Origin of the sequence: Pseudomonas fluorescens, from assembly GCF_019212185.1 — a bacterium.
In the GTDB taxonomy this organism is placed as follows: Bacteria; Pseudomonadota; Gammaproteobacteria; order Pseudomonadales; family Pseudomonadaceae; genus Aquipseudomonas.
Window position 1 is genome coordinate 1,019,424 of record NZ_CP078138.1, and the last position, 12,712, is coordinate 1,032,135.

At 60.8% G+C, this 12,712-nt stretch carries 12 protein-coding genes; 5 read left to right on the forward strand and 7 right to left on the reverse strand.

The features are described from left to right. Positions 1–163: 163 nt before the first annotated feature. The 5 genes from KW062_RS04315 to KW062_RS04335 form a co-directional block, all read right to left on the reverse strand. A complete protein-coding gene (locus KW062_RS04315) occupies positions 164–2,974 on the reverse strand; it encodes an FAD-binding and (Fe-S)-binding domain-containing protein (protein WP_105754841.1) in 2,811 nt (936 codons plus the stop codon). Beyond that, entirely contained in the window at positions 2,971–3,642 is a 672-nt protein-coding gene (locus KW062_RS04320) for a LutC/YkgG family protein (protein ID WP_105754840.1), read from the reverse strand. Before KW062_RS04320 ends, KW062_RS04315 begins: the two co-directional genes overlap by 4 nt. Continuing rightward, positions 3,642–5,096: a LutB/LldF family L-lactate oxidation iron-sulfur protein gene (locus KW062_RS04325; RefSeq protein ID WP_105754839.1), complete on the reverse strand. Its 1,455-nt coding sequence runs from the start codon at positions 5,094–5,096 to the stop codon at positions 3,642–3,644. Before KW062_RS04325 ends, KW062_RS04320 begins: the two co-directional genes overlap by 1 nt. Then, positions 5,093–5,917: a (Fe-S)-binding protein gene (locus tag KW062_RS04330; protein ID WP_027619332.1), complete on the reverse strand. Its 825-nt coding sequence runs from the start codon at positions 5,915–5,917 to the stop codon at positions 5,093–5,095. The genes KW062_RS04325 and KW062_RS04330 overlap by 4 nt, the downstream gene beginning before the upstream one ends. Before the next feature lie 148 nt (positions 5,918–6,065). Next, entirely contained in the window at positions 6,066–7,760 is a 1,695-nt protein-coding gene (locus KW062_RS04335; RefSeq protein ID WP_027619333.1) for a lactate permease LctP family transporter, read from the reverse strand. A gap of 261 nt (positions 7,761–8,021) precedes the next feature. Between KW062_RS04335 and KW062_RS04340 the strand changes: the two genes are divergently transcribed. Continuing rightward, positions 8,022–8,789 carry an FCD domain-containing protein gene (locus KW062_RS04340; RefSeq protein ID WP_027619334.1) on the forward strand — a complete coding sequence of 256 codons (768 nt, stop codon included), beginning with the start codon at positions 8,022–8,024 and terminating at the stop codon, positions 8,787–8,789. A gap of 54 nt (positions 8,790–8,843) precedes the next feature. Here KW062_RS04340 and smpB read toward each other — a convergent pair whose 3' ends face one another. Beyond that, entirely contained in the window at positions 8,844–9,326 is a 483-nt protein-coding gene (gene smpB, locus KW062_RS04345; RefSeq protein ID WP_027619335.1) for an SsrA-binding protein SmpB, read from the reverse strand. A 117-nt stretch (positions 9,327–9,443) separates the two neighbouring features. Between smpB and KW062_RS04350 the strand changes: the two genes are divergently transcribed. From KW062_RS04350 to KW062_RS04360, 3 genes are read left to right on the forward strand one after another with little or no spacing between them, the layout of a single operon-like run. Then, positions 9,444–10,847 carry a sodium-dependent transporter gene (locus KW062_RS04350; RefSeq protein ID WP_027619336.1) on the forward strand — a complete coding sequence of 468 codons (1,404 nt, stop codon included), beginning with the start codon at positions 9,444–9,446 and terminating at the stop codon, positions 10,845–10,847. Positions 10,848–10,854: 7 nt separating this feature from the next. Further along, the gene (locus tag KW062_RS04355; RefSeq protein ID WP_027619337.1) at positions 10,855–11,289 is read left to right on the forward strand and encodes a type II toxin-antitoxin system RatA family toxin; all 435 of its coding nucleotides are present in this window, start codon (positions 10,855–10,857) and stop codon (positions 11,287–11,289) included. Then, positions 11,282–11,596 (forward strand): RnfH family protein, encoded by a 315-nt coding sequence (locus tag KW062_RS04360; protein ID WP_027619338.1) that lies wholly within the window; start codon positions 11,282–11,284, stop codon positions 11,594–11,596. The genes KW062_RS04355 and KW062_RS04360 overlap by 8 nt, the downstream gene beginning before the upstream one ends. A 63-nt stretch (positions 11,597–11,659) precedes the next feature. Here KW062_RS04360 and KW062_RS04365 read toward each other — a convergent pair whose 3' ends face one another. Continuing rightward, a complete protein-coding gene (locus KW062_RS04365; RefSeq protein WP_027619339.1) occupies positions 11,660–12,184 on the reverse strand; it encodes an outer membrane protein assembly factor BamE in 525 nt (174 codons plus the stop codon). A gap of 97 nt (positions 12,185–12,281) precedes the next feature. On the opposite strand from KW062_RS04365, the gene fur reads away from it, so the two are divergent. Then, positions 12,282–12,686: a ferric iron uptake transcriptional regulator gene (gene fur / locus KW062_RS04370; RefSeq protein WP_007920840.1), complete on the forward strand. Its 405-nt coding sequence runs from the start codon at positions 12,282–12,284 to the stop codon at positions 12,684–12,686. Positions 12,687–12,712 lie beyond the last annotated feature (26 nt).

Genomic DNA, 12,712 nt, shown 5'->3' on the forward strand with positions numbered 1-12,712 from the left:
GGGGGGCTTTAAGCTCTTTGGCAGGGCTTAGCTAAATGACTATAGCCGGGCGTAGGAATTCGGTTTTTTTTTGCTTGGTTGATGGGGGGAGGGGTGGGCTTGCTGGCGAAGGGCGTCAACGGAGGCGCGTTATCGTTGACGTTTTTCGCTGGCAAGCCAGCTCCTACAAGGGGCGGGGTTGGGTTACGCGGTCTACGAGGTAGACCAGGCTGTGGTAGTCGATGCCGCCGTGTTGGGTCAGGCCGATTTCGCAGGTGCGGCTGGTGGAGATGCCTTCGCTGCAGTACTGCACGGCGTCCTTCAGGCTGCGCAGGGAGTGGGCGTTGAGTTCCGGGGTGGTGAAGCCTTTGTCGCCGGCGAAGCCGCAGCAGTGGATGCCTTCGGGGATGACGACGTTGTTGCTGCAGCGTCGGGCGAGGTCGATCAGTGCCTGGCTTTCGCCCAGGTGCTGGGTGCTGCAGGTCACGTGCACGGCGATCGGCGCGTCCTGTGGGGTGAAGTCCAGGCGCTGCATCAGGTGGGTGCGGATGAAGCGCACCGGGTCGTACATATCGAGACGGACTTCGCCCAGGTCCTGGACCAAGCGCAGGGTGCAGGGGCTGGTGTCGCAATAGATCGGATCAAGCCCGCCGCGACTGGCGTGCAGCAGCGCGCCGAGCAGTTCCTGGCGCTTGTGTTCGGCCTGTTCGGCGTAGCCTTTGGAGGCGAACGGCTGGCCGCAGCACAGGCTGTCGAGGTTATCCGGGAGGACTACCTGATAGCCGGCTTTTTCCAGCAGGCCACGGGTTTTGTCGTACAGCGACATCTGCTCCTTATCACCCGCCGCCGGGCCCATGGCGCGTGAGACGCAGGCCGGCAGGTAGACCACCCGGGGGCGCTGGTCGTTGATCGTCGGGCTGAAACGGATGGCCCGTTCCGGCTGCGGCATGGCGTTGGTCCACTGCGGGATTTGTCCCTTGGATAGCTTGTTCAGGCTCGCCGTCAGCTTGCTCAGGCGCGGCGCACCCAGGAGCATGCGCGCACCGTTGGCGACGTGCAATGTGAAGCGCGCGCCTTGCAGGGCGGTGGCGAAATTGCTCTCAATCCAGTTGGCGGTTTTCTGATGGGTAGCGGTGCGCGCCCGCAGTTTTTTCACCAGCTCGCCGGTGTTGATGCCTACCGGGCAGCGTTGCGCACAGAGGCCGGTGGCGGCGCAGGTGTCGAGGCCCTGGAATTCGTAGGCCTGTTCCAGCTCTTGGGTGTTGATGCCGGCGCGCTTTTTCGCCTGGATGTCGCGCCAGATCACGATGCGCTGACGCGGGCTCAGGGTCAGTCCTTTGGACGGGCAGACCGGCTCGCAGAAGCCACATTCAATGCACTTGTCGACGATCTCGTCGGCGGCCGGCAGAGGTTTCAGGTGCTTGAGGTGGATCTGCGGATCCTCGCTGAGGACCACGTCCGGGTTGAGAATACCGTTGGGGTCGAGCAGGCGCTTGAGCTGCCACATCAACTGGTAGGCATCGCTGCCCCATTCCAGTTCGACGAAGGGCGCCATGTTGCGCCCGGTGCCGTGTTCGGCTTTCAGCGAACCACCGAACTCCACGGCCACCAGTTGCGCGACGTCGTCCATGAACGCCTGGTAGCGTGCGACTTCTTCCGGGTTGTTGAAGCCTTGGGTGAAGACGAAGTGCAGATTGCCTTCCAGAGCATGTCCGAACAGGATCGCTTCGTCGTAATGGTGTTTGTCGAACAGCTCGATCAGGCGGTTCACGCCGATGGCCAGTTGCTCTACCGGGAAGGTCACGTCTTCGATGATCACTGTGGTGCCGGTCTTGCGCACCGCGCCAACGGCCGGGAAGGTGTCTTTGCGGATCGCCCAGAGCCGCGCGTTTTCCGCCGGGTCTTCGCTGAAGTCGACTTGCTTCTCCACCGGGAATGCCGCCAACGAGGCCATGATCTGCGCCAGTTGTTCGTGCAACAGCGCAGAAGAGGCGGCGCGGGATTCGATCAGCAGCGCGCAGGCGTTGTTCGACAGCTCGCGGACGAAGGCCGGCATCCCGGGTTTGTCCTGCACTGAGCGCAGGCTGCGGCGGTCGAGCAATTCGACGGCGGAAACCGGTTGGTTTTTCAGCACGGAAACGGCGTTGCAGCAGGTTTCCACATCCGGGAAAACGATCAGCGCCGACGCCTTGTTCGGGTGGTCGAGCACGGTGTCGTAGGTCACCGCGCTGATGAAGCCCAGGGTGCCTTCGGAGCCGACCAGCAGATGGCTCAAGATATCCACAGGCTCGTCGTAATCCACCAGGGCGTTGAGTGACAGGCCGGTGGTATTTTTCAGACGGTATTTGTGGCGAATTTTTGCAGCGAGATCGGTGTTGGCGCGGGTCTCGCGGCCCAGTGTTGCCAGGCGTTCGAGCAGGTCGGCGTGGCTGGCGCGGAAGGCGGCGACGCTGCTGGGATCTTCGGTGTCGAGACGGCTGCCATCGGCCAGCACTAGGCGAATCCCTGCCAGGGTGTGATAGGTGTTTTGCGCGGTGCCGCAGCACATGCCGCTGGCGTTGTTGGCGACGATGCCGCCGATCTTGCAGGCATTGATCGACGCCGGATCCGGGCCGATCTTGCGCCCGAACGGTGCCAGCCAAGCGTTGGCCTGGGCGCCAATGACGCCGGGCTGCAGGCGAATCTGCGTGCCTTGGTGGCGAATCTCGCGGCCGTTCCAGTTATCGCCGAGGACGATCAGCACCGAGTCGCTGATGGCCTGGCCGGAAAGGCTGGTGCCGGCGGCGCGGAAGGTCACGGGGACACGGTCGCGCTGGGCCAGGTGCAGCAGGGCGACCACTTCGTCTTCGGATTCGACGCGGATCACCAGCTGCGGGATCAGCCGGTAGAAGCTGGCATCGGTGCCAAAGGCCAGGGTTGAGAGCGGGTCGTCGAAGCGTCGCTCCTGGGGAATCAGTTGCTGCGCATCTCGCAGGAAAGCCGCTGGCAATGTCATTGGTCCTCCAGGATCAGCACCACCAGGTCTTTCGGGCCATGGGCGCCGTAAGCCAGGACTTGTTCGATGTCAGCGGTTTTCGACGGGCCGGACACCAGCAAGGCGTTGGTCGGCATGCCCTGGGCCCAGTTGAACTCCTGCTGCACCTGATAGAAGTTGTCGCGGATTTCGCTGGCCTTGAGCAGGGCGAAATGCACCGGAGGCACCAGGCTCATCAGGCGCGGTTCTTCGCGAGTCGGCCAGATAATCAGGCTACCGGTGGCGGCGATGGCGCCGAGGGTAGTGGTGAGGCTGGCCGGGGTGTCGTTGAACAGTTCGGCTTTCCACTCTTCCACGGGACGGTCGTAGGCTTTCAGTGTTGGCAGTGCAGGTTGGTTCGCCCAACATTGTACGACACGTTGTCCATGGGCCGTACTCGGTGCGATCAACAGGCTGGGAATCTGCCGATCCAGCAGCAATTGCCCGAGCAGTTGTGGCCAATTGGCGCCTGAGGTCAGGTGGATTTCGGTGTGCACCGCTTCCATCAGCTTGCGCAGCTGTGGGATGCGTTGCTCAGCGGTGTAGGTGTAAGGCTCGGTCACCAGCGCTTCGTCGAAATTGTCGACGACCGGCGTAGTCCCGCTGAGGCTGTTGCGCAGCTTGGCGAGGATGTTTTGTTTGGCGCTCATCAACGATCTCCCTGTTTGGCCAAATGCTCGCGGGCCATGTCGTGCAGCGAGCGAGCGGCCGGTTTCGGCGCGCTGTGGTTTTGCGTCCAGGGGCCGACATTGTTCGGCGCGAGGGCGCGCAGGCGGGTGGCGAGCACGGTGAACAGGCGATACAGCTTCGGCGAGCTGTTGAGCTGCGCCCAGGCGTTCCAGATCAGGCGTTCCTTGTGCGAATATTTGCTGCCCTGGCCGCGCATCACTTGGTGCGGGCTGTCCGGAGCCTTGACGTTTTCTTCGCGCAGGCGCCGCAGCAGGGCCGGTATCGGAATTTTTACCGGGCACACTTCGCCGCAGGCGCCGCATAGCGACGAGGCGCTCGGATGGTCCGGGACTTTTGCCAGGCCGACCATGTGCGGGGTGATGATCTTACCGATCGGTCCCGGGTAGACCTCGCCATAGGCGTGACCGCCGATGCGGGTGTAGACCGGGCAGTGGTTCATGCAGGCGCCGCAGCGGATGCAGTTGAGGGTCTGGCGCAGTTCGCTGTCGGCAAACGCCTGGCTGCGGCCGTTGTCCAGCAGCACCAGGTGCACTTCTTGCGGGCCGTCGAGTTCCTCGGCCTTGCGCGGGCCGGAGATCATGTTGACGTAAGTAGTGATCGGCTGGCCGAGGGCCGAGCGGGTCAGCAACGACAGCAGCGGCACCACGTCACGCAGGTTTTCCACGACTTTTTCAATGCCGGTGACCGCGATGTGCACCGGCGGCACGGTGGTCGACATGCGGCCGTTGCCTTCGTTTTCCACCAGCAGCAGGGTGCCGGTTTCGGCCACCGCGAAGTTGACGCCGGAGACGCCGATGTCGGCTTCGAAGAATTTCTGCCGCAAGACTTTGCGACCGATCTGAATGAGTTGGTCAACGTCCTTGGTGTATTCCACGCCAAGTTTGTCGTGGAACAAGGACGCGACCTGACCGGCATTCTTGTGGATCGCCGGCATAATAATGTGTGAAGGCTTCTCGTGGTCGAGCTGGACGATGAACTCGCCCATGTCCGATTCCAGGCATTCAATGCCCTGTTCAGCGAGGACATGGTTCATTTCCATCTCTTCGCTGACCATCGATTTGCCCTTGATCACTTGCCGCGCCTCGTGAGCGCGGATGATCGAAAGGACGATGCCATTGGCCTCGTCCACCGTTTCCGCCCAGTGCACGGTCACACCGTTGCGGGTCAGGTTCTGTTCCAGTTGCTCGAGCAGGTCGGGCAATTTGGAGAGCGCGCGGGCTCTTACTGCATTGCCCAGGACGCGCAGGTGTTCTCTTTCATGGGCATCGCTGAACGACGTTGCCCGCTTGGTCATCAGTGAATCCATGGCACTGCGAAAGTTATTTCGCAGTTGCTGGTCACCCAGGGCGGTATGGGCCCGGGTGCGAAAATCTTCCTCGACGGCGACCGTCGGGATCAAGGTCGGGGCGCTCATCGGGCACCTCCGGTACGTTGCCAGATGAAACTGGCCAGGTGTTGGCCGCGCAACGCTTGCTGCTGTTTTTCCAAGGCGCCATTGATATTCATCAGGCAGCCGCAATCGGCACTCAGCACCTGGTGTGCGCCGGATTCCCTCAGGGCGCGGGTCTTATCGGCGACCATCGCTCCGGAAATGTCTGGCATACGGACGCTGAAAGTCCCACCGAAGCCACAGCATTCGCTTTCATGGCTGTGTTCGACTCGCTCCACGTTGCCCAATTGCGCCAACAACTCGCGACCGTGCAGGTGGGTGTTCATTTCCCGGCGCGCCGAGCACGAGGTGTGCAGGGCCACCTTGACCGGCTCACCGCTGTCCTTGAGCTGCACCTTACAGACAAACAGCAGGAATTCCGCCAGTTCATAGGTCCGGGCCGCCAGGGCCTGGACTTGTTGCAATGTCTGCGGCTCGTCCTTGAACAAGTCGGCGTAATGTTCGCGCAGCATGCCGGCGCAGGAACCGGACGGCACCACCACCGGGTAGTCGCCGGCAAACAACGCCAGTTGCGAGCGCGCCACGGTCCTCGCCTGCTCGGTGTAACCCGAGGTGTAGGCCGGTTGGCCGCAGCAGCTTTGCCCTTGCGGGTACTCCACGCGAATGCCTTCGCGTTCCAGCAGGTGAATCGCGTCCATCCCGGCTTCGGGATAGAACAAGTCGACCACGCAGGTGCCGAACAGGTAGACCCTCTGCGGTTTTTCGCTGGGGTACTGACGCGGTTCGCGCAGGGGCGGGGCGACACGGGTCGCATTGGGCACGGCGTTGTAGAAAAGCTCGCTCATCAGGCGTGTCTCCGGGTGGTCCCGGTTATCCGTCGGCGGCGGTTGCTGACACTAAAGCAACAAGCTTTCAGCAACCTTGCAGACCGGGTGGTGAGTCGCAGACGCCGGGAACGTGGCCCGGCGTCGGTTCTTTCGTGTTGCGTGCTGCTTAGTGCACCAGCATGCCAGTGAACCAGTAAGCCTGGGCCAGGGTGATCAGGCCGACAATGGTTGCAAAGAATAGGCTGTGCTTGAGGGTGAAGCGGAACAGATCCGATTCCTTGCCCACCAGACCGGTCGCGGCGCAGGCCACGGCGATCGATTGTGGCGAGATCATTTTGCCGGTCACGCCACCGCTGGTGTTGGCGGCGACCAGCAAGGTGTCGTTGACGCCGATCTGGTGCGCGGTGGTGGCTTGCAGCGAGCTGAACAGGGCGTTGGACGAGGTGTCCGAGCCGGTCAGGAACACGCCCAGCCAGCCAAGGAATGGCGAGAAGAACGGAAAGGCCGCACCGGTGCCGGCCAGTACCAGGGCCATGGTCGAAGACATGCCCGAGTAGTTGGTGACGAAGGCGAAGGCCAGCACCATGCCGATCGACAGGATTGGCCAGCGCAGTTCGTAGAAGGTCTCTTTCAAAGTGGTAAGACCAGTTCTGATGTTGATCTTCAGGACCAGCATCGAGATCAGCGCGGAGAAGAAAATCGCCGTGCCAGTGGCCGAGATCGGGTCCAGCTTGAATACGGCCGGGATCGCGGTCGGGTTGGTGACGATTGGCGCGACCTTGATCACCATTTGATCGAGGTGCGGGATCGCAAAGTTGAACACCCAGCTGTACATCGAGCCGCCGGCGGCGAACATCGCCTTGAACGGCTTGAGGGTCCAGATGGTCACCAGCACGGTGAGGATCAGGAATGGCGACCAGGCCTTGATGATTTCACCCAGGCTGTAGGGCGAAACCAGGGTCGCGCGTTTCAGGCCGAAACCACCGGCACTGGCGGTGACCACGGCATCCGAGGTCACACCGGCGATCTGTGCGCCAGCGGTACGCTGTGGCTGCCAAACTTTCAGGAACAGAGTCAGGGAGATCAGGCTGGCCAGGGCCGAGGTGATGTCCGGCAGTTCAGGGCCGATGAAGTTCGAGGTGAAATACTGGGTGATGGCAAAGCTCAGGCCGGCCACCAGGGCTGCAGGCCAGGTTTCACGCACGCCGCGCAGGCCGTCCATCATGAACACCAGCCAGAACGGTACGAACAGCGACAGCAACGGCAGTTGGCGGCCGGTCATGGCGCCGATCTTGAAGGCGTCGATGCCGGTGACCTGGCCCGCGACGATGATCGGGATGCCCAGCGCGCCGAACGCGACTGGCGCGGTGTTGGCAATCAGGCACAGGCCGGCGGCGTACAGCGGGTTGAAGCCCAGGCCCACCAGCAGCGCGGCGGTGATCGCGACCGGCGCGCCGAAGCCGGCGGCACCTTCCAGGAATGCACCGAAGCAGAAGCCGATCAGCAGGACTTGCAGGCGCTGGTCGTCGGTAATCGACAGCACCGAGCTGCGGATCACTTCAAACTGGCCGCTTTTGACCGTCAATTTGTACAGGAACACGGCGGCGACGATGATCCAAGCGATCGGCCAAAGTCCGTAGGCAAATCCATAGCCCGCGGCGGCGAAGGCCATGTCGACCGGCATCTGGAAGGCGAAGATCGCAACCAGGATCGACAGCGCCAGGGTAATGCTCCCGGCGACGTGACCCTTGAGGCGGAACACGGCCAAGGCCAGGAAGAAAAATACGATGGGGATGACGGCTGCGAGAGCGGACAAGCCGAGACTGCCGAGCGGGCTGTAGAGCTGTTGCCAGGTTTGCATATGGGGTGGCCCCTAATTGTTGTTGGTCAGGCACTGCATAGCGGTCTTGGATAATTGGTAAGACCAATTTACAATCGCTGTGGGCTAGGTTAAAAGCCTTGTGGGCGGTGTGTCAATTTGCCGCCCTAAAACTTTTGTCGAATGAGCGGTGCAGAGATCATCTGATCCGCTCGATCAATTGCGTCCTGATAGGTGCTGGCGCGGCGCCAATGGGCCAGAATAGAGAGCCCGGCGAGGTGTCGGGATGGTGGAGAACGAGTGATGGGTTTTGATCAGGTGCGGCAGCGCCGTTTGTCCGACGATATTGTCGAGCAGCTTGAAGGCATGATCCTTGAGGGCACGCTGAAGTCCGGCGAGCGCTTGCCGGCAGAGCGCGCCCTGGCCGAGCAGTTCGGTGTGTCACGGCCGTCTTTGCGCGAGGCGATCCAGAAATTGACCGCCAAAGGGCTTCTGGTCAGTCGTCAGGGCGGCGGTAACTATGTGGTCGAATCCCTCGGATCGACCTTCAGCGATCCGCTGCTGCACTTGCTGGAAAGCAATCCCGAAGCGCAGCGCGATCTGCTGGAGTTCCGGCACACCCTGGAAGCGTCCTGTGCCTATTACGCGGCATTGCGCGCCACGGATGTCGATCGCGAGCGTCTAAGCGCGGCATTCAATGAGCTGCAGGATTGCTACACCCGCCACGATGAAGTGAGTCGTGCAGAAGAGGGCGCGGCGGACGCGAAGTTTCACCTGGCAATTGCCGAGGCCAGTCATAACGCGGTATTGCTGCACACCATTCGCGGGCTGTTCGATCTGCTCAAGCGCAACGTGGTGACCAACATCGGCGGCATGTACAAGCAGCGCACGGAAACCCGCGACATGCTGATTACCCAGCACCGGGAACTGTATCAGGCGATTATCGAAGGGCGCGCCGAGCAGGCACGCGAGGTTTCCAGCCGGCATATCCTGTATGTGCAGGAAGTACTGGAAGAGGTGCGTCAGGAAGTACAGCGCATGGCTCGGGCGGAGCGGCGCAAGGGGATTTAACCTTTGTTGACGAAGGTTCCCACGCCTAAGTGGGAGCCTTCGTCAGCGGGCAAGTCAGTCTTCCTTGCCTTTGTTGCGGACTGCGCGCTGCAGTTCGCGACCGGCGTCGCGTTCGCGCTCGGTGTCACGCTTGTCGTATTCCTTCTTGCCCTTGCCCAGGGCGATCTCGCACTTGACCATGTGCTTGCTCCAGTACCAGGACAGGCAGACGCAGGCATAGCCTTTCTGCTGTACGGCAGCGGAGAGTTTTTCCAGCTCGCGCCGGTTGAGCAGCAGTTTGCGGGTGCGCACCGGGTCGGCAATGACGTGGGTGCTGGCGGTGGTTAACGGCGTGATGTGACTGCCGAGCAGCCAGGCCTCGCCATCTTTGAGCAGCACGTAACTGTCGACCAGTTGCAGCTTGCTCGCCCGCAGACTTTTTACTTCCCAGCCGGCCAGGACCAGACCAGCCTCGAACCGATGTTCGATGAAGTAATCGTGTCGCGCCTTTTTATTCTGCGCGATGGTCCCTGTTGGGTGTTTCTTCTGTTTAGCCATAGGGGCGGCATTATAGGCAGTTGCGCGTCAGTCGGCTACGGGGTTGCTGCGTGCTTGAGCGCTTTGGTTGAATCCCGGACAATGCGCGCACTTTTTTCTGGGTTGGACGTGGTAACGATGTCGTCAGACAAGGTTTCAGTCCACGGCAGTTGGGCCAGTCGCTGGGTATTTATCTTCGCGGCGACCGGTTCAGCCGTGGGCCTGGGGAGCATCTGGAAATTCCCCTATATGGTCGGCGTCTACGGCGGCGGTGCGTTTGTCCTGGTGTTTCTGGCGTGTATTGCGCTGATCGGCTTGCCGGTGATGCTCGCCGAAACCCTGATTGGCCGGCGCGCCCGTCAGGCTCCGGCGAATGCCTTGAAGGTCCTGGCGCTGGAGGCCGGGCATTCGGCTAAATGGTCCTGGGGTGCCTTTGCCGGAATGATCACGGCATTGCTGATTCTGTCTTTCTATAGTGTGGTCGGCGGCTGGTCGCTGGACTACATCATCAGCATGGGGAGTGGTCAGTTTCAGGGGGTGGCGGCCGATCAGGTCGGTGCCTGGTTCGAACGAGTGATTGCCGATCCCTGGCGCCTGACGCTTTGGCATACCTTGTTCATGCTGCTGTCGGCAGCGGTGATCGCCAAAGGCGTGGTGGCGGGGCTGGAGCGCAGCTTGCGGATCATGATGCCGTTGTTGTTCGTGATGTTGCTGGTGCTGCTGGGCTACAGCATGACCACCGGGCACTTTATGGAGGGCGTGCATTTCATGTTCGACTTTGACTCGGCCAAGGTACTCGGCGGGTTGTTGCCCGCCATGGGCCATGCGTTCTTTTCTTTGAGCGTGGGTGTCGGTTCCATCATGATTTATGGCGCTTACATGCCTAAGGATTCATCGATTTCCGGCACTGTGGTCGGCGTTGCTTTGCTGGACACCTTCGTTTCGTTGCTGGCGGGTCTGGCATTGTTTCCAATTGTGTTTGCGGGCGGTTTGAACCCCAGCGAAGGGCCTGGCCTGATGTTTGTCAGCCTGCCTTTTGCCTTTGGTAATGTGGCCTTCGGCCAGTTGATGGGCGTAGTGTTTTTCGTGTTGGTGGCGATTGCCGCCTGGAGTTCGGCGATTTCCTTGCTTGAGCCGATGGTGGCGTATCTGGTCGAACGGACCCGTGTCAGCCGGGGTTGGGTGACGTTCTGGCTGGCCTTCAGCTGCTGGTTCGTTGGCTTGGGCACGGTGTTTTCCTTCAATATCTGGAAGCAGGCCAGGTTTTTTGTGAACGATGGTGCCGGGTTTCACCTCTATCAATGGGGGGCGAACAGCGGGCTGGACTTCTTTGGCGTGATCGATTTCTTCACCTCGCGGATCATGTTGCCGCTCGGTGGTTTGTGTTTTGTGGTGTTTGCGGGTTGGGTGATGAACCGGGAAGCGGTGCGCGACGAGCTGTCGATTCGCAGCCCAGTACTGTTCGGCCTGACCTTGTTTTTGATGCGCTATGTGGCGCCCCTCGGCATTCTCGTAGTGTTTGCCGCCCAGTTTTGGAAGTGACGCTGACATGACGACACACATTCAACGTTCGGCCCTGTTGCCGTATCCGGCTCAAGCGCTTTACGACCTGGTCAACGACGTGGCGCGCTATCCGGAATTCCTGCCCTGGTGTTCCGATGCCAAGGTCATTGAAAGCTCAGCCGAGCACATGCGCGCCAGCGTCGGAGTGGCCAAGGGCGGGTTGAGCCAGCATTTCGTCACGCGCAACACTCTGGTGCCGGGGCATTCGATCGAGATGAATCTCGAGGAAGGGCCATTCACTCAGTTGCATGGCGTCTGGGTGTTCAAGCCGTTGGGCGAGAAGGCCTGCAAGATCAGCCTGGACCTGACCTTTGATTACGCCGGGCCGATTATTCGCGCGACCCTGGGGCCATTGTTCAACCAGGCGGCCAATACCCTGGTCGATGCGTTCTGCCAGCGCGCCAAGCAACTGCATGTCTGAGTCAATGATCGAGGTCGAGGTGGTGCATGCCGCCGTTGCTCGTCAGGTGCTGCTAAAGGTACTTGTGCCCAAGGGGGCCACTGTTCGTGGGGCCTTGTTGCGTTCAGGGATCGCCGAGCAGTTCCCGGAACTCGATCTGACGAACTGCGCTATCGGGATCTTTGCCAAGGCTGTGGCGGATCCGGATAGCTATGAGGTTCAGGCCGGTGATCGCATCGAAATTTACCGCCCCTTGTTGGCCGACCCCAAGGAAGTTCGGCGGTTGCGCGCGGCGAAGGCGGCCCAGGCCAAAGCCCGGGAGCAGTAGTTTTCTCGGAGCGCAGACAAGAAAAAGCCCGGCGTGCCGGGCTTTTTCTTGTGTCGCAAAAAATTATTGCGTGGTGTCCAGCGGTTCTGGTGTTGGCACCGGAACGGTCTCTACGCCGTCGACGTCTTTCTGGATCTGGTCCAGTAGCGAACCCGGCTTGACCGGTTTCTCCGGCTTCGGCGGCTCGACGTTTTCCACTGGCGCGGAGACAGGCGTGGCGCTGTCCTTGCCCATCAGCGCTTCGTCACGGCTTACACCGGGCATGAAGTCGCCCGACAGGCCGATCAGTTGGTCGTCAGGGCTGAAGGTTACGCTGATGCGTTCCTGCTGGCGTTCACCGCCACCTGGCTGCAAGCTGTACAGGTAATCCCAGCGATTGGCATGGAATGTGTCGGTCAGCAGAGGGTTACCCATGATAAACCGTACTTGCCGACGGGTCATTCCGGGGCGTAACTGGTCTATCATGTCCTGCGTGACGACATTGCCCTGTTGGATGTCGATTTTGTAAACCCCGGGGAATGAACAACCGGCGAGTGCGAGCAGTCCCACGAAGGTGAAACTGGTTAGCAAGAGCTTGGTGTTTTGCATCGGTGGGCGACTTCCACTATCTTGGCTGGGACAACGTAAACGCCGATCATACCCGCATTAAGAGAAGCTGCGAAGCAGCATCGCGAGAAAGCTGACCATGGTTGAAAATAGCGAACTACGCAAAGCCGGCCTCAAAGTGACCCTGCCACGGGTCAAGATTCTGCAAATGCTGGACTCCGCCGAGCAGCGTCACATGAGCGCCGAGGACGTCTACAAGGCCCTTATGGAAGCTGGCGAGGATGTCGGTCTGGCCACGGTATACCGTGTCCTGACCCAATTCGAAGCGGCTGGTCTGGTGGTCCGTCATAACTTCGATGGCGGCCATGCAGTCTTCGAATTGGCTGACGGCGGTCACCACGACCATATGGTCAACGTGGATTCCGGTGAAGTGATCGAATTCTTCGACGAAGAAATCGAAAAACTTCAGAAGGCGATCGTCGAAAAGCATGGCTTCGAGTTGGTGGATCACAACTTGGTGCTATACGTACGCACTAAAAAGTAAGCATGTCGCGCGGATCCAGGTCCGCG

Bases quoted from the DNA above. Each gene is read 5' to 3' on its own strand.
- KW062_RS04365 (WP_027619339.1), bottom strand. From the start codon at position 12,184: ATGCAAAACACCAAGCTCTTGCTAACCAGTTTCACCTTCGTGGGACTG.
- KW062_RS04355 (WP_027619337.1), top strand. From the start codon at position 10,855: ATGACGACACACATTCAACGTTCGGCCCTGTTGCCGTATCCGGCTCAA.
- KW062_RS04340 (WP_027619334.1), top strand. From the start codon at position 8,022: ATGGGTTTTGATCAGGTGCGGCAGCGCCGTTTGTCCGACGATATTGTC.
- smpB (WP_027619335.1), bottom strand. From the start codon at position 9,326: ATGGCTAAACAGAAGAAACACCCAACAGGGACCATCGCGCAGAATAAA.
- fur (WP_007920840.1), top strand. From the start codon at position 12,282: ATGGTTGAAAATAGCGAACTACGCAAAGCCGGCCTCAAAGTGACCCTG.
- KW062_RS04330 (WP_027619332.1), bottom strand. From the start codon at position 5,917: ATGAGCGAGCTTTTCTACAACGCCGTGCCCAATGCGACCCGTGTCGCC.
- KW062_RS04350 (WP_027619336.1), top strand. From the start codon at position 9,444: ATGTCGTCAGACAAGGTTTCAGTCCACGGCAGTTGGGCCAGTCGCTGG.
- KW062_RS04360 (WP_027619338.1), top strand. From the start codon at position 11,282: ATGTCTGAGTCAATGATCGAGGTCGAGGTGGTGCATGCCGCCGTTGCT.
- KW062_RS04315 (WP_105754841.1), bottom strand. From the start codon at position 2,974: ATGACATTGCCAGCGGCTTTCCTGCGAGATGCGCAGCAACTGATTCCC.
- KW062_RS04320 (WP_105754840.1), bottom strand. From the start codon at position 3,642: ATGAGCGCCAAACAAAACATCCTCGCCAAGCTGCGCAACAGCCTCAGC.
- KW062_RS04325 (WP_105754839.1), bottom strand. From the start codon at position 5,096: ATGAGCGCCCCGACCTTGATCCCGACGGTCGCCGTCGAGGAAGATTTT.
- KW062_RS04335 (WP_027619333.1), bottom strand. From the start codon at position 7,760: ATGCAAACCTGGCAACAGCTCTACAGCCCGCTCGGCAGTCTCGGCTTG.